The organism is Psychroflexus halocasei (genome assembly GCF_900107595.1).
In the GTDB taxonomy this organism is placed as follows: Bacteria; Bacteroidota; Bacteroidia; order Flavobacteriales; family Flavobacteriaceae; genus Psychroflexus; species Psychroflexus halocasei.
The window spans coordinates 177649-194728 of sequence record NZ_FNQF01000005.1 but is presented as its reverse complement, the minus strand read 5'-3'; the positions used below and the strand labels follow the sequence as shown (position 1 = coordinate 194728).

General features: G+C 32.5%; 15 protein-coding genes. 3 read left to right on the top strand and 12 right to left on the bottom strand.

Annotation, left to right across the window (positions count from 1 at the left end; genetic code table 11):
• Positions 1-38 precede the first annotated feature (38 nt).
• The 12 genes from BLV84_RS07820 to htpG all read right to left on the bottom strand — a co-directional run bounded on the left by BLV84_RS07820 (position 39) and on the right by htpG (position 13819).
• Positions 39-818: a helical backbone metal receptor gene (locus BLV84_RS07820; protein WP_093244097.1), complete on the bottom strand. Its 780-nt coding sequence runs from the start codon at positions 816-818 to the stop codon at positions 39-41.
• Between the two features lie 82 nt (positions 819-900).
• Positions 901-1245, bottom strand: coding sequence for a 50S ribosomal protein L20 (gene rplT / locus BLV84_RS07815; protein ID WP_093244095.1), 345 nt, complete (start codon positions 1243-1245; stop codon positions 901-903).
• Positions 1246-1339: 94 nt separating this feature from the next.
• Positions 1340-1537 (bottom strand): 50S ribosomal protein L35, encoded by a 198-nt coding sequence (rpmI, locus tag BLV84_RS07810; RefSeq protein WP_093244092.1) that lies wholly within the window; start codon positions 1535-1537, stop codon positions 1340-1342.
• Between the two features lie 33 nt (positions 1538-1570).
• On the bottom strand, positions 1571-2137 hold the full coding sequence (gene infC / locus BLV84_RS07805) for a translation initiation factor IF-3 (RefSeq protein WP_093244089.1): 567 nt from the start codon (positions 2135-2137) through the stop codon (positions 1571-1573).
• A 19-nt stretch (positions 2138-2156) separates the two neighbouring features.
• On the bottom strand, positions 2157-4103 hold the full coding sequence (gene thrS / locus BLV84_RS07800; RefSeq protein ID WP_093244086.1) for a threonine--tRNA ligase: 1947 nt from the start codon (positions 4101-4103) through the stop codon (positions 2157-2159).
• Positions 4104-4158: 55 nt separating this feature from the next.
• A complete protein-coding gene (locus BLV84_RS07795) occupies positions 4159-4677 on the bottom strand; it encodes a GNAT family N-acetyltransferase (RefSeq protein ID WP_159429403.1) in 519 nt (172 codons plus the stop codon).
• Between the two features lie 33 nt (positions 4678-4710).
• On the bottom strand, positions 4711-5565 hold the full coding sequence (locus BLV84_RS07790) for a DUF7281 domain-containing protein (RefSeq protein ID WP_093244080.1): 855 nt from the start codon (positions 5563-5565) through the stop codon (positions 4711-4713).
• A complete protein-coding gene (locus BLV84_RS07785) occupies positions 5565-9263 on the bottom strand; it encodes an ATP-binding protein (protein ID WP_093244077.1) in 3699 nt (1232 codons plus the stop codon). The genes BLV84_RS07790 and BLV84_RS07785 overlap by 1 nt, the downstream gene beginning before the upstream one ends.
• Positions 9247-9819, bottom strand: a complete 573-nt coding sequence (locus tag BLV84_RS07780; protein ID WP_093244074.1) for a condensin complex protein MksE — start codon at positions 9817-9819, stop codon at positions 9247-9249. The genes BLV84_RS07785 and BLV84_RS07780 overlap by 17 nt, the downstream gene beginning before the upstream one ends.
• A gap of 5 nt (positions 9820-9824) precedes the next feature.
• The gene (locus tag BLV84_RS07775; RefSeq protein ID WP_093244071.1) at positions 9825-11021 is read right to left on the bottom strand and encodes a hypothetical protein; all 1197 of its coding nucleotides are present in this window, start codon (positions 11019-11021) and stop codon (positions 9825-9827) included.
• A 130-nt stretch (positions 11022-11151) separates the two neighbouring features.
• The gene (locus BLV84_RS07770; protein WP_093244068.1) at positions 11152-11796 is read right to left on the bottom strand and encodes a hypothetical protein; all 645 of its coding nucleotides are present in this window, start codon (positions 11794-11796) and stop codon (positions 11152-11154) included.
• A gap of 124 nt (positions 11797-11920) precedes the next feature.
• Positions 11921-13819, bottom strand: coding sequence for a molecular chaperone HtpG (gene htpG / locus BLV84_RS07765; RefSeq protein WP_093244064.1), 1899 nt, complete (start codon positions 13817-13819; stop codon positions 11921-11923).
• A gap of 157 nt (positions 13820-13976) precedes the next feature.
• On the opposite strand from htpG, the gene BLV84_RS07760 reads away from it, so the two are divergent.
• The 3 genes from BLV84_RS07760 (at position 13977) to BLV84_RS07750 (ending at position 17053) form a co-directional block, all read left to right on the top strand.
• Positions 13977-14639, top strand: coding sequence for a TetR family transcriptional regulator C-terminal domain-containing protein (locus tag BLV84_RS07760; protein WP_093244061.1), 663 nt, complete (start codon positions 13977-13979; stop codon positions 14637-14639).
• The gene (locus tag BLV84_RS07755) at positions 14640-15947 is read left to right on the top strand and encodes an ABC1 kinase family protein (protein ID WP_093244060.1); all 1308 of its coding nucleotides are present in this window, start codon (positions 14640-14642) and stop codon (positions 15945-15947) included.
• A 104-nt stretch (positions 15948-16051) separates the two neighbouring features.
• Positions 16052-17053, top strand: a complete 1002-nt coding sequence (locus BLV84_RS07750) for a 3-oxoacyl-ACP synthase III family protein (RefSeq protein WP_093244058.1) — start codon at positions 16052-16054, stop codon at positions 17051-17053.
• The last annotated feature ends 27 nt before the right edge of the window (positions 17054-17080 follow it).

The following is a 17080-nucleotide window of genomic DNA, read 5'->3' as shown; positions in this document are numbered from 1 at the left end:
TACTTATACAATCTTACAATTTAAAAAATTATGAATTTTTAGAGATTTGTTCGTAATTTTTCAAAATATCTAAATGCTTTTAGCAATCTTGAGCCATACCAGCTAAAATACTCACCATCAACAATTTTTATTTTTGATGCATCGACTGGCAACTCTGATTTATGCTTTTCTTTAAAAGGAAAAGGTTCAGTGGAAAGAAAATAATAATCTGCTTCTTTTAAATCTGACAATTCAATTTCAGGATATCTCTCTTGATCAGCATAAACATTTATAAAACCTAGTTGTTCAAACAAATGCTGTATAAAAGTTTGGCCTCCAACCAACATCCAAGGTTCTCTCCAAATGAAATAAGTGATTTTCAATTTAGGTAAATCTTTTGTTTTCTTTTTATAACGTGTTAATTCAAATTTAATATTATGAACTAATTCTGATGTAGTTTCTGAGCAATTACACATTTCACCTAAATCATCAAAAAAAGAATATGCATCATCCAAAGTATTAATATCTGACACATAAACATTGTACTTTTTTTCAAGCTCTGCAACGATTTCGGGTGTGTTTTCTTCCTTGCTACAAATAATCAAATCAGGCTTGAGTTGATCAATATAATGAAGCTTAACTTGCTTTGTACCACCAACAATCTTTGCTCTGGTTCTGATATCTTCAGGATGAACGCAAAACTTAGTCACACCGACTAACTCTTTATGAAGTCCGACATCAACAAGTAATTCTGTTAAACTCGGGACAAGAGAAATAATACGTTTTGGTAAAGAAGAAAAGTGAAGAGAACGACCAAGCTGATCTTTTAACTTTAGCATTTTTATAAATAAAGATATAAAAAAGCCTGATTATAAAAATCAGGCTTAAGAATAAGTTACGAAATAAAATATGGTTAGAAATTTATTTCACTTGATCAATGACAGCTTTGAAAGCTTCAGGGTTGTTTATAGCTAAATCTGCAAGAACCTTACGGTTCAATTCAATATTGCTTTTCTTCATTTTCCCCATAAATTGTGAGTAAGACATACCGTGCAATCTTGCAGCAGCATTAATTCTCACGATCCATAATGATCTGAAATTTCTTTTCTTGTTTTTGCGGTCTCTATAAGCATATAACATTGCTTTTTCGACTGCATTTTTAGCACTTGTCCAAACGTTTTTACGAACACCGTAATAACCTTTAGCTTGCTTCATTATTTTTTTACGTCTCGCTCTTGACGCGACTGAGTTTGTTGATCTAGGCATAATTTAATGTTTTTTTGTAGTGGGCAGATTGTTAAATCATTTTGAGCCCAACTCCATGGTTTAATTAATAATTAAAAACCGATTAAAAAACGAATTACTTTAAACGTAATTGTGTTTTAATACTGTCTTCATCTGATTTGTGAACTAATCCACTGTGCGTTAATTTTAATTTACGCTTCTTTGATTTTTTAGTCAGAATATGACTCTTGAATGCATGTTTACGCTTAATTTTACCGCTAGCAGTTAATTTAAAACGCTTTTTAGCACTCGACTTTGTTTTCATTTTAGGCATCTGTATCCTTGTATTTATATATTAAATCGTAACTTACTTTTTCGTTTTTGTGGTAGATGGCGCAAGCATCATAATCATACGCTTACCTTCTAACTTAGGCATTTGTTCTACTTTTGCGATCTCCTCTAAATCTTGAGCAAGACGTAAAAGCAAAATCTGACCTTTATCTTTAAACACAATCGAACGTCCTTTAAAGAAAACATAAGCCTTGAGCTTTGCGCCTTCTTTTAAAAACTTCTCTGCATTTTTCTTTTTGAATTCGTAATCGTGATCGTCAGTATTTGGTCCAAATCTGATTTCTTTCACGACAACTTTTGAAGCTTTTTGTTTGATCGCTTTTTCGCGTTTCTTTTGTTCGTACAAAAACTTCTTATAGTCCATCACCTTACAAACAGGCGGATCAGCTTTAGGTGAAATTTCAACTAAATCCAAATCTTGCTTATCAGCAATCGCCAAGGCTTCTTTGATATCGTAGATTTTGACTTCTACGTTTTCTCCCACCACACGAACATTTGGCGCTTTAATTTCCTTGTTAATCTTATGAGGATTTTCTTTTTTCCTCTGTGGACCTCTGTTATTTCTTTTTCTTCTTAATGCTATGGCTATAAATTTTTAATTATTAAACTTCAAATGTTTTTAAATTCTTATCAATCTCGGTTTGAATGATTTTAGCAAAGTCCTCAACAGACATGGCTCCTAAATCTTCTCCCCCATGTTTTCTCACAGAAATTTGATTATTTTCAGCTTCTTTCTCGCCTATAATCAACATGTATGGGATTTTATTCATTTCTGCTTCACGAATTTTCTTCCCCATTGTCTCACCTCTGTGATCGACATCGGCGCGAATTTCGTGATTTTTAAGTAAACTTAAAACTTTTTTAGAATATTTTTCATATTTCTCACTGATTGAGAGAATGATAGCTTGTTTTGGCATTAACCATAATGGAAAACTACCAGCTGTATGCTCGAGCAAAATCGCAACAAAACGCTCCATACTTCCGAATGGCGCTCTGTGGATCATAACAGGTCTGTGCATTTCGTTGTCGTTTCCTTTGTACTCAAGTTCAAAACGTTCGGGCAAATTATAATCAACTTGAATCGTCCCTAACTGCCATTGACGACCTAAAGCATCTTTAACCATAAAGTCTAGTTTAGGGCCATAAAAAGCAGCTTCGCCTGTTTCAACAACATAGTTTAAACCTTTTTCTTTGGCAGCGTTAAGGATAGCCTGTTCAGCTTTTTTCCAATTCTCATCACTACCGATGTATTTTGTTTTGTCTTCAGGATCTCTTAATGACACTTGCGCTGTAAAATCTTCAAAACCTAAGGACCCAAAGACATAAAGTACAAGATCAATTACTTTTTTAAATTCATCATCCAACTGATCAGCCGTACAGAAAATATGCGCATCGTCTTGCGTAAATCCACGCACACGCGTTAATCCATGTAATTCTCCACTTTGCTCGTATCGGTAAACTGTACCAAATTCTGCAAAACGCTTTGGCAAATCACGGTAACTCCAAGCTTCAGAATTAAAAATCTCACAGTGATGCGGACAATTCATCGGCTTCAACAAATACTCCTCTCCTTCGTTTGGTGTTTTTATTGGCTGAAAACTATCTTCTCCATATTTGGCATAATGACCTGAAGTTTCGTAAAGTTCTTTATGACCAATATGAGGTGTTACAACAGGCTCGTAACCTGCTTCTTCTTGCGCATCTTTCATGAAGTTTTCAAGACGGTTACGCAAGGCTGCACCTTTTGGCAACCATAAAGGTAAACCTTGACCAACTTTTTGTGAAAAAGTAAAAAGCCCTAATTCTTTTCCCAGTTTTCTGTGGTCGCGTTTTTTAGCTTCTTCTAAAAGTGCTAAATATTCTTTAAGTTCTTTTTGTTTTGGGAATGAAATACCATAAACTCGTGTGAGCTGATCGTTATTTTCATCACCACGCCAATAAGCACCAGCTGTACTCATCAACTTAACAGCTTTTATAAAACCTGTGTTTGGAATATGACCACCGCGACATAAATCTGTAAAAGAATCGTGATCACAGAAAGTGATTTCACCATCTTCAAGGTTTTCAATGAGTTCAACTTTAAATTTATTATTTTCAGATTTATAAAAATCTAAAGCATCTTGTTTTGAGACGCTTCGCATTTTAAATTCATGCTTACCTCTCGCTATTTCAAGTATGCGTTTCTCAATTTCAGGAAAATCATTTTCTGAGACTTTTTGATCACCAAAATCAATATCGTAATAAAATCCATTTTCAATTGAAGGACCAATTGTTAATTTAACACCAGGATAAAGTTCCTGAATAGCTTGCGCCATCACGTGTGAAGTTGAATGCCAAAAAGCTTGCTTCCCTGCATCATCTCTAAATGTCAACAAAATCAAATCACCATCGGTGGTTAAAGCGGTTGTGGTTTCTACTGTTTCTCCATTAAATTTGGCAGAAATAACCTGTCTTGCTAAACCTGCGCTGATACTTTGAGCAACATCCATAGGTGTTGACCCGCTTTCGTATTGCTTAACGCTTCCGTCTGGTAATGTTATGTTTATCATTTATAAAATCTTTGCTGCAAAGATACTGAGTTAATAATTGTAGGCAAATGAAATTTCATTCGCTTTTATGTGAATTATACTTTATTTCATATTGTAAAAACGGATAACCGTTTTCTGAAATCCCTTCTTTAAAAAATCTCATTCCACATTTTTCAGAAACACGTTTAGAACCGATGTTATCTTTTATCATTCTTGCTGTTAGTTTTTCAACTTTTAGTTTCTCAAAAGCATACTTGATAAGTGCTTGACAAATTTCTGCACCATAAGCTTTATTCCAGTATTGATGATCAAGAATATAACCTAATTCTAAATGTTTTTCATCGTCAAATGAATTATATAAACCTGCCTCACCTATGATGGATTCATCTTCTTTTTTGAGAATCGTATAAATACCAAATCCATTTTTATAGTTTTGGTTTAAACGCTCGTACTTTTTCCATAGTTTTTCTTTATTCCAATCAAATTTGGCATTGGGCACCAATTTCATGTTTTCAGGAGACTGATAAATTTTTAATAAAGCATCTAAATCCTGATGTGTTATTTGTTTAAAAATTAGTCTTTGGGTTTCAATCAATATTTGCACTAGTTTAAAGTCATGTTTTAAAGATTATATTTCACCAATAAAAAACTCCTGATCCAAGCCCTTTTGCTCTTGTTGAATTATCTCTATCAACGCTAGCAGCTCCTCTTCTGCAATTTCTTTCAATTTGAAATTCTGTTTTTGAAGATCAAACCTTTTTCTATTTCCATGACTTCGAATGAATTCGTCGATTTGTTCAGGAATAAAAAATGAAGCTTTTTCTCCTAAATGCTTTTTATACTCATTGAGATAAATCCCAATTCCAGCGAGGTCAAAATCACCAAAATGGAGATAATTGTTTGGAATAGAGTTTATCCACTTGATAAAATCCTTGTTTTGGTTTTGCGGATAACGAGAAACAAAAAGTGGTGTAAGATCAGCAAACAAATATTGCTGTTCTCTAATTTGATTAAAATTCATGGCGTTTTCAACACCAATAACAGTGACTTCCTCGGGGATTTTAAAGTTTTCATAATCTGAAATAAAAATGAAACTGCCCTCTTGCGGTTGGATGATAAACTCTTTGTGATTTATAGTTGCTTTAATCGTCTCATAACTATTAATTAAAAAGCCTTTAAACACTCTTTCTTTTGAGTCTTTTGAATCAGAGGTAATCTTGACAAAATCAGCACGGGACGAATTTTCATTTTCCAAAGCTGAAATGTAATCCTCAATACTATTAATTTGCAATTGATTTGCTAAATAAAAGTGCAATGCAGTTTCATCAAGCAGTTCTATGGTCTTGCGATGTTTTCCTTTGCGTAAGAGAATATTCTCAAAAACGAGTTCATCAATCAATTTACTCTTTGCTGAGCTTGCCGGAATGGAATCTCCATCAATGAGTTGAACAAGTATTTTTGCTATTCTTAGGGTTAATTTCATCACTTCTTAACTTTTGCATGCATTTTCACCAATCTATTAATCCGAGTAAAATACTTTTTAGCATCCGATTTTGATTGTTCTTTGGCCAATTTGTATGTGTATTTATAATCCGTTGCGTTTTGACTGGTCGGCGAGCCATTGATCAGCAATATATTCCGCTCATTGGCAAATCTTAAAATTCCTTTCACATTATTAGGGTGAAGTCTTCCAATCTCATCCATCATGCAATGCAATTTAAAGTCCTTAAATTTCTTTGATGCACTGTCTTTAAAAACATTTAAAAGTAGGATATTAATCATCGCTTTTACCAGCACGTCTGTTCCTTCGCTTCCCACATTGGAGAGTTTTTCGACCCAGCCTGAATCATTGTCATTTTCAACAATTCTAAATTGCAAATCAAAAGATTCTGATAATGTTAAGGTTTTACTTTTATAGCGTTCAATGGCTTTTACCAACTCTTTGAGTAAGTCCACAGCTTTGTGGTTTTTTGAATGGCTATCTACCGAAGTGAATAAACTTGTTTCTCCTAAAAGTAGATTATTTTCATCGTTAAATTCTTGAATTCTAATGAGCCACTTAACGACCGGATTTGAGCTTTCCAATGTTCTGATTTCCATTTCTTTAATAGCTTCCACAAAATTCTTTTGCGTAAAATCATCATTGATTTTCTTAATTACCTTTTCAATAGCTCCCTTTTTGGAATTGAGTTCCGTAGTCTCTCTTCCGATGAGGTGAATAATCTGGGCAAACCGTTCATTGACACGTTTTTCATATTCCTGGATCTTATCCTCTTCAATGAATTCTTTGAGTTCCTCAGCAAATTTCAAAAAGTCATCATCGGTATTCAATTGTACATCAAAACTAAAGGTATTTTTAAGTGCAAAATTACCATTAAAAGCATTGGTGGCTTGTTGTAAAGATTTGAAAACATCAATTCCTTTGTAATAGTTGTCTTTGATTTCCGCAATAATTGCATTGCCTGTTTTAGTGTCTTTTTCTCTTTGCTTCACTTCATCAATAGCAAATTCTAATTGCATAAAAGCTTCAGACTTTTTAAATTCTTCAAAAGCCTTTTCGTCGCTATCTAACTCATTAACTTTTGATTGAACCTGCGCAACAAATGCTTCTTGAGTATTAAGTTTTTCAACCAGTTTTCCTAATTCAACTTGATGTTCCTGAACTATTGCATCTTTTTGTTTTTCTAAACTCAAACGCTTTGTTTTCCATTCCGGTACTTTATCAAAAACTTCACGTTTGTCTTTATTGTATTCAATCACCAAAGCTTCATGTTGTTTGATGTAAGCAAGTTTTTCTTCAATTGAATCAGTCTTGTTTTCAATGACAGCAATTCTTTTTGTATCGGCTCCTTTATCTGCTAATTCATGGTTTTGATCTTTTTTCAGGTCATAAATCCGTTGTTTTATTTCTTTTTCGTTAGAAGAAATAACAGATTTAATCGATTCAATTTTAGTAGTTGTGTTTTCTTCTAAAGTTGATATTTCGGCATTCCTTTCATTTTCTTTAAGCGTTATCTTGCGTTTTATATTCTGTTTAATATTTGCTAATTGTGTATTCGCTTTTTGCTTTTGGTCAGCAACAGCATTCAAATCATTTTCAATTTTTTCTAAATTCCTTTTCTTTTCGGACTTTGATTTTTCAGTCCATTCCTCTCGTTCTACATCATTCTTTTTCAGTTGCTGCTCGGCTTGATTTATTTGATAATCATTGTCGGAAACAATTTCTTTTTGTTGATTTAACTTTTTTCTGAATTTGATTTTGAGTTTACGCAAATCGTCTTCCTTTCCTTTATTAATTTGATGCAAGGCTTTGCGTAAATCTTCGGCTTGAATAGTTAAAGATTTAATTTCTTCCTTGTATTCTGACACCGTTTTTACACGATTTTCTAAGGTGTTCAAATTCAATTCTACTCCAAAAAAAGAAGTGCTGTTATCATTGACTAATTTCGGGTGGAGTTCAGTATTAAAAAGCACATTTTCTTCATCAATTACCTTTCCAATGGATGCTGCCCAATTGGGGATGTTTTCATTTAACCAGCCGTAAAAAGATGCTTTACTCTGATTGATTTTCCGCTCAATACTTTCAATTTCTTCAACTACTTTTTGAATGTTCTTATCCGTTTTTGAAATCTTAATTTCTGTTGAGCGCTCAATTTCTTTTTCCTCCAATTCCCATTCTTTGCGAATGGTTGCTGTTTCATTCTTGGCATTTTGAATCTTACTTTTTGCTGTGGATAGTTTTTCTTCAATCGCCAACCTTTCTATTTTGGAGGCTTCAATTTCCTCTTTGAAAAAAGTCTGATGTTTTAATTCCGATTTTTTGTTTTTTAATCCGTGTTCCTTGTCAATTAAAGCAGTGATTTCATTTTCCGCTTTATCTTTTTCCAATTGATGATCTTCTTTTACTTGATCAATCAATTTTTGATAGGTTTCAAAAACTTCACTTTTACGTTCTGCGAAATTTGCTTTGAGTGTATTGATTTCCGATTGTTGGCTGTTGACAAATTTTTCGTGTTGGTTTTCCGCTTGTGTAATTAAAGCCTCATACTTTTGATTGATTTCTCCAAAGGCAGATTTAAGTAAATTCCGCTCTTCTTCTAGAGCTTTGAGCTCTTTTTCTAAAGTTGTTTTATTCGCTACTCGTTGAATGATTTTCGTAATATTTTGACGCTGATAGTCCGTTTCTTTTTCTGCGGCTTTTTCTAATTCTTTTTTGAGGTATGTTATTTCAGAAACAATTCTTTGTTCTCTATTTTGTTGGGTCTTTTTAAGATTTTCTTGTTTTTTAAACCATTCAGCCAGCGCATTCTTTTCTTTAGTGAGTTCAGACAGAAATAATGGTTTTTCACGATCTATAAACTGCATTCGTAAACTTAAATCATTGGCCAGTTCACTTTTTTCTCTTTGGAGATGATTAAATATTCGGTATTGGTCAATGACTTTATCTGCTTGTTTTCGGACGGTAACTTCTCCCTTTCTATTTTTCTTAAACCATATTTGGATATCATTAATCTGACTTTCAAAACCTTGTAAATGTCCTTTAGCATAATTCTCTAAATCAATAGAAAACTCTTCTTCGCTTAGAGAGTTTATGATGGTATCTTTAATGAATTTTGCTTCCAAATTAGAATTCAACAAAACATTTTGAATCGTAAGTGGAATATTCTGATATTGTTTACTCTCAATTAAGGCATATTTTCTAAAATCGGGTTTTAATCCTTTGTTATCTCCATAAATAATTTTACGAAAATCAGTATAACTCGCCACAATATTTGAGTAGTGAATTTCTTTGCCGAAAGCATTTCTAATTTTATCCCAACTTTCAAAAGCTCTATTGTTTTGATCGATAAACAACTCTCTTTTATAGCCAGAATTAAAAAATCTAAACGCTACTTTTCCATTGACTTTATAGGCCAAAACACAAAAAGGAATGCCGTCTTTTATAATTTCATAAATGATATAAGAGTTTTGGTATTGAAAATAATAATCATCAAATCCTTTCTTTTCTCTCGGAATGCCGAGTTTAGATTTGTTGGCATTATAAAAGAACAAAATGGCACGCAATAATGTACTTTTTCCAACACCTTGCGTACCGATTAAATGCACATTTCCGTCCAATTCGATTTCGGCATATTTTACCGTGGCACTATTGATAAAAACGATCTTATTCAGGTATCTCATTTTCTACGTCTTCGGGAATGTTAATAGCTGTAACCATATCTTTGAGGTAATGGAAGGAAGTTAAAACCTTATAGGTTTCCGAAATCTCATCTTCCAAAGTGATAAAGTTTTCCTTCTCTAGTTTTTCAATGATTCTCTTGATTTTATCGGCGTGACTTATTTTACTTCCTGTTATTTTTTTTAGCCCCTCTAGTTTTGATGTTAAGTCAGCATTATTTTTGAGTTGATTAACAACATCCGCTGGTGAAAACCGATATCCGACATCAAAAGAAGAGTCAAAAGTTTTGAAGAAATCGAGCAAATCTATCCATGCAAAAGTCTTTTCTATTTTTCGGTCTAAATCAACATTTTTCTCTTCACGGCTAAAATAAAAATACTCATTTCCATGTTCTAAAATGTAATTGATTTGATAGAAATACTCGTGCAGTTCATTAAAGGTATTTTCTTCTTCTAATATCTTGTAAAGCGTTTGAATATGTAAGTCTGGACTATTGGAACAAATAAATTGTCCTTTTCGCAAGACATCAAATATTTCTGAAGTGTATTTTGTAATCATAAGCCTTATTTTGGATAAACTAATGCGAATTCGACTCCGTTATGTGTTTGAAAATGATCTTCCACTTTTAAGTCTTTTTCGTATTGAGAAGAAACCTGACAAAAAAGAGTAACCCTTTCACTAAAATCAACAGGTTTTCGAAAGTCATAATTCATTATGAAATTGAATAAATGATCACTGGTAGCAGAAAATTGATTGCGAATTTCCTCCAAGTTAATCATTATTTCTTCCTCTGTTTTATTTTCTAAAAAATCATCGGAAATGCGATCGGCAATTTCAGGTTGAAATAATTTTCTGTCCTTTTGTTTTTTAGCCATTTTTTTAATCGATTCAAAAGCTTTTTCATCATTTCTAATAAAATCAAGAGAAAGATTTAAAGGTTCACTGATTCTCTTTTCGAAAAGCACTTGATTCTGTTGTGTCAACAATTGTTTTATATCGGTTTCTGCTTCAATTGTAAAATGGTCTTTGAGGTATTTTAATTTGCGTAGTTTTTCTAAAAATTCACCTTGATGTTTAATTTGATTGAGATAATCAATAATTTGTTTTTCAATTTCAATGATGTTGTGCGAACATTCTCTGAGCTGAAATTTTAAATCAACAATAATTCGATTTAGCTCTTCATCCAAAGCCCTATTGAAAAAAGTGTGTTCCTCAGCAGTCACTAAGTGTAAAGTTTGTTCAATCAATCGTTTGACAAGCGTTCTTTTTTCATCTAGATTTTGAAGTTTGAGCTGTTTGTTTTTATAATTCGCTTCATTCTTGAATGTGTTTTCTACATTTCGTCGAATATCTATCACACTTTTAAAAGTAATTATTCCGATTTTCCGAAGGGTTTTTTTTATAAACTTGAGATAGGAGTATCTTCTATTTTCATTGTTTTCATTGAGAAAATAATCAATATTTTCTTTTATGTTTTTGATATTTTCATCAATGTAAGAAAGGTTAATTTCTTCATTAACATCTAAAATCTGTTCAAAAAACTCCAGAAAATAATCGTCTAATTCTAAATAATTTCCATTTTCTCGAATGACCCCTCTGTCTTTTAAAAAATCCAATCGACCTTCATCGCTATCCACCAATTCTATGGCATCACTGTATTTATAGTCGATAGATTTTCGTTTACTAAACATTTCAGCAATTAGTTTTTCCTCTCTTTTCAAAGTGGAAACTAATTCTTTTATGTCGTTGAAAGTGTTCATGGATTAAATATATGCTTTAATTAATAAACTTATAAAAGTTCATTAAAAACAAAAAAATATAAATGGTCAATAAAAATAATTCATTGAAAATTAATATTTAAATCTTTTAAACAACTCCCATCAAAATATTTTATTTAAAACTAATTCTTTGTATTGATAATTGCTGAATTAATTCTTCTTCTTGATAGTAATCAATTTGGATTGGAATGGTGATACCGCTGACGCTGATGTATTTTCGATAGATGAATTTCTTTAACTGCCCATCATCTTTTAGGGTGATCGACTTAATTAAATGCGTCTTTGATTGCGTTTGAATTCTTACTAAATCAAGTGTTTTATCACTTTGTTTGACAATCTTAAAAACATCTTGATCAACACCATCAATTTCTTTTTGTTCTATCAATTCTATTTCGTCATCATCATAATTCAAGTTGTGAGGTAATGTAAAAAGTCTAGCGAAAAGTTTATCTTCTTTTTTAATAGAATCATTCGGAAACTTAACTTCAAAAGTGTTGGACTTAACAATTGTTTTAATGGTTTCATTATCTTCCTTTTTAAGGCGCAACATAAACTCAACTCGATCTTTCTGTTGAAATTTCTCAGTTTGATGCGCGTACATGAGGTTTTGGAGTAACTGATCATTTTCAGTTAGCTTTCTGACTTCTTGTTTCTCCGGAGTTGTACTCTTCTCTTTTTTATCTTCTTCAGTTTTATTTTGACAAGACATCAAAATAAAAAAAAACATTAGAAAACTTAAACGCAGCGTCATTTTCATAAACTGTATTTTCAAAAATTAATATTGACATCTCAAAAATGCAATTTTCAAAAAGATTGACACATAAAAAAACCATCAATCTTTAAGAATTGATGGTTTTTCGTATAATTTAGAGATAAATAAATTATGAATTCTGCAATTTATCAAAATTAGCATTAACAAAATTTGTCAAGGCTTCACCCTTCAACATCCCCTGTGAAAGAAGTGCTAAATCTAAACTTTGCTTGATCATTCCTTCTGAATCTTCTTTCTTATCTGCTGATAAAATTTGGCTAGCCAATGGGTGATTTGCATTCACAACTAAGTTGTACATCTCTGGCATATTACCCATACCAAACATGCCGCCACCGCCGCTTTGCTGCATTTCTTTCATTCGACGCATAAATTCAGGCTGCGTAATCATCACTGGTGCAGAATCTGAAGCTAATGCTTCAACCTGAACTGTGTACTTTTCTTTTGGCACAACAGTTTCAAAGCTTTCTTTTAACTTCTCTTTTTCTTCATCATTTAATTTTGAAGCTTGCTCTTCGTCCTTTTTAATTAAGTTATCAATGTGATCACTATCAACTCTCACAAATGAAACTTTATTTTCTTTTTCTGTTTCAATTTTCTGAATTAAATGAGAAACAATTGGAGAATCAAGCAGTAAGACTTCGTAGCCTTTATCCTTAGCTGATTTAATTGCACCGTGTTGCGCTTCTTTATTGGAAGCGTATAACACAACTAGCTTATCATCCTTATCAGTTTGGTTCGCCTTGATTTTCCCTTCAAGTTCTTCATAAGTCAAGTAAGTGTCATCAACGGTTGGGAAGAGATTAAATTTTTGAGCTTTGTCAAAAAACTTATCTTCAGTTAACATTCCGTATTCGATCACAACTTTAATATCGTTCCATTTTATCTCAAAATCTTCACGATTATTATTAAATAATGACTTTAATTTATCAGCAACTTTCCTTGTGATATAACTTGAAATCTTTTTAACAGCACCATCCGCTTGTAAGTATGAACGCGATACATTCAGAGGGATATCAGGCGAATCAATCACACCTTTTAGCATCGTTAAAAATTCAGGCACAATACCCTCAACATTATCTGTTACGAAAACTTGATTTTGGTAAAGCTGAATTTTATCTTTTTGCATTGCCATATCATTTGACAGTTTTGGGAAATATAAAATTCCTGTCAAGTTAAATGGATAATCAACATTTAAATGAATATGAAAAAGCGGCTCTTCAAACTGAGTTGGATAAAGCTCTCTATAAAACTCGTTATAATCCTTTTCCTCTAATTCAGTTGGTTGTTTTGTCCAAGCCGGATCTGGGTTATTGATAATCTTATCAACTGTAACCTTTTTAGGCTCTTCATCTTCTTTTGCATCATCAGGAAGTGGTAATTCTTTTTCCTTAGTTCCAAATTTAATTGGGACAGGCATAAATTTGTTATACTTCACCAACAGCTCATCAATGCGCGCATCTTCTAAAAACTCTTTTTCATCGTCATTGATATGTAAAACGATTTCTGTTCCGCGTGTCGTTCTGTCAGATTCTTCAAGAGAAAACTCAGTAGTTCCTTCACATGTCCAATGCGCAGCAGGTTCATCTTTCCAAGATTTTGTAAAGATTTCAACCTTATTTGCCACCATAAAGGCTGAGTAAAAACCTAGACCAAAATGACCGATAATGCCAGTTTCTTTAGCATCAGAATCTTTATACTTTTCTAAAAATTCTTCTGCGCCAGAAAAAGCAACTTCGTTGATGTATTTTTTAACTTCATCTTGCGTCATCCCAACACCTTCATCAATAATATGAAGTGTATTGTCTTCTTTATTGATTTTGACTTCAATTTTAGGTTGACCAGTTTCAATTTTAGCCTCTCCAATTCTAACGAGATGTTCTAACTTTAAAGTTGCATCTGTTGCATTCGAAATCAATTCTCTTAAAAAGATTTCGTGATCACTGTACAAAAATTTCTTAATTAAAGGGAAGATATTTTCGACAGAAACATTGATATTTCCTTTTGCCATAATTTTAATATTTTGAATACGTGTAAGTCAAACTAAATACCAATCTTAACTTTCTGACATCTTGACAGATAATGCAAGATATAATTTAACAGAAAGTTTTGTTTAATTATTGACTTGAAAGATTAAACAATCTTATCTTTGTAACAAAACACATCTCATGGCAAAACAAGTAAAATCACAGAAAAAAATTACGCAAGCTGGTATTGTCAGCATGTATATGGACAGCGTTTTAGAAAACGAAAAATATCCAAAATCTGTTTATAAATTTGCGAAAGAAAATAAAATTTCTGAAGAACAATTCTATAGTTTTTATGGAAGTTTAGAAGCCTTGCAGAAAGACATTTGGGTTCAATTTTATAACAATGCCGCAGAACTCATTAAAGGAAGTGCAGAATTGCAAGAAGCAAGTAACAGAGATAAATTACTGACTTTCTTTTATACGCTTTTTGAAATTTTGACTGCCAACCGAAGTTATGTTTTATATGTTTTAAATGAAAATGATCAAGAATTAAAAAATTTAAAACAACTTAAAGATTTAAGAAAGCATATTTTAAATTTTGCTAGCGACTTGGTTGAAGATGAAAACGACGAACAAAATATTAAATTCCTTCAGAGAAACAAAAAGATTTATGCTGAAGGCACTTGGCTACAATTTTTATTCTTATTAAAATTCTGGAAAGAAGATGACTCGGCTTCATTTGAAAAAACAGATGTCGCCATTGAAAAATCAGTCAATACAATTTTTGACATTTTAGATAATTCCGCTTTAGAACGCGTTTTCGATTTGGGTAAATTTTTATACAAAGAAATCCTTAAGTAAATGAAAACCATAGACAAAATACCTACTGGTAAATTCAACAGAACCTCCAAGTTAGTTTCAACTGGAGCTAAGATTGGTGGAAATTACCTCAAATATTATAGCAAAAAAGCTTTTAATCCTTCTTTAGATAAAGAAGAGCTCAATAAAGACAATGCTTCTGATATTTACGACAGCTTAAAAGACTTGAAAGGTAGCGCCTTAAAAGTTGCACAAATGCTTTCGATGGAAAAAAGCTTGTTACCTAGCGCATATGTTGAAAAATTTAGTTTATCTCAATTCAGCGTCCCTCCACTTTCTGCACCTTTAGTTCGCAAAACTTTCAAGAAATATATCGGTCAATATCCAGAAGATTTATTTGATGAGTTTTCGAAAGATTCTATCAATGCAGCGAGTATTGGTCAAGTTCATAAAGCCAAAAAAGATGATCGTGAATTAGCTGTCAAAATTCAATATCCTGGTGTTGCAGATAGTATCAGTTCAGATTTAGCAATGGTCAAACCCATTGCAATCAGAATGTTTAACTTACAAGGACAAGATAATGATAGATATTTTCAGGAAATAGAAGGTAAACTTTTAGAAGAAACCGATTACATCTTGGAGCTTGAGCAAAGCGAAAGAATTTCAGAAGCTTGTGCACATATTCCACACTTGAGATTTCCTAAATATTATAAAGAGCTCTCAAGTGAAAAAATCATCACGATGGATTGGATGCACGGCAAGCATTTAAGCGAGTTTACAAAAACCGATTTCACGCAAGAGCAAGGTAACAAAATAGGTCAAGCCCTTTGGGATTTTTACATGCATCAATTGCATAACTTGCGCGAAGTGCATGCAGATCCGCATCCTGGAAACTTCTTAATTGATGAAAATGATGATTTAATCGCGATTGACTTTGGCTGTGTTAAAAAAATACCTAATGAATTTTATGAGCCTTATTTTGAATTAGCAGAACCTGAAAACATCAACAACAGAGAAGTATTTCAGCAAAAATTAAGAGAGCTCGAAATACTAAGAGAGGATGATAATGAAGCAGAAATTGAATATTTTTCTGATTTATTTCATGAAATGTTAAGCCTATTTACATCCCCTCTACATGAAGTTGATTTTGATTTTGGTAACCAAGAATTTTGGGATAAAGTTCAAAATTTAAGTAAAAAATATAGCAGTGATAAAGAATTAAGAAAAATGAATAGTAATAGAGGAAGTCAACACTTTATCTATATGAATAGGACTTTCTTTGGACTTTATAATTTATTAAATGACTTAAAAGCTCAGATCAAAACGGTTAATTATAAGCTTTATAATTAAGATATAGTTTTTTAGAAAAATAAATTCATTTTAAATAACAAGCCGCAAGCTTTTAAGCTGCGGCTTGTGCTTTTTAATTATGTATATTGCAATAAATTCCTTTTATGTATAGTTCTAAAATAATTGGCCTCGGAAAATATGTTCCTGAAAATGTTGTGACCAACAATGATTTATCAAAAATCATGGACACAAGTGATGAATGGATACAAGAACGTACAGGCATTAAAGAAAGACGTCACATTGAAAAAAGTGATGACTCAACGGCAAAAATGGGTGTTAAAGCAGCCAAAATTGCAATTGAACGCGCAAAAATTGACAAAGACGATATTGATCTTATTGTTTTTGCAACCTTAAGTCCTGATTATTATTTTCCAGGAAGCGGAGTTATTGTACATGATATGTTAGGCATTAAAACTTGTCCAGCATTGGATGTTAGGAATCAGTGCAGCGGTTTTATTTATGCCATTTCTGTCGCTGATCAATTTATTAAAACTGGAATGTACAAAAATGTTCTTGTCATAGGAAGTGAAAATCATAGTGGCGGTTTAGACATGACAACACGTGGCAGGGGTGTTTCTGTCATATTTGGAGATGGCGCTGGTGCAGCTGTTTTGAGCAGAAGTGAAGATGACAGTCAAATACTATCAACACATTTACATTCTCAAGGTCAATTCGCTAAAGAGTTATCCCTGATAGGTCCTTCAACTGAACATTGGGTACCTGAAATTATTGCTGAAAATCCTCAAGAAGATATCCCATATTTTCCATACATGAATGGTCAACTCGTTTTTAAGCATGCCGTTGTTCGTTTTTCTGAAGTGATTAATGAAGGCTTAGAAAAAAATGGCTTAAAGAAAGATGATATCAATATGCTAATTCCTCATCAAGCGAATTTAAGAATATCACAGTTTGTTCAGAAGAAATTTCAACTTTCTGATGATCAAGTTTACAATAACATTCAACGCTACGGTAACACGACTGCAGCTTCTATACCGATTGCTTTAACTGAGGCTTGGGAAGAAAAGAAAATTATGAAAGGTGATATTGTTGTTTTGGCCGCTTTCGGAAGTGGTTTTACATGGGGAAGTTGTATCATAAAGTGGTAACAAATAAAAAATTGCCTGCTGCACAAC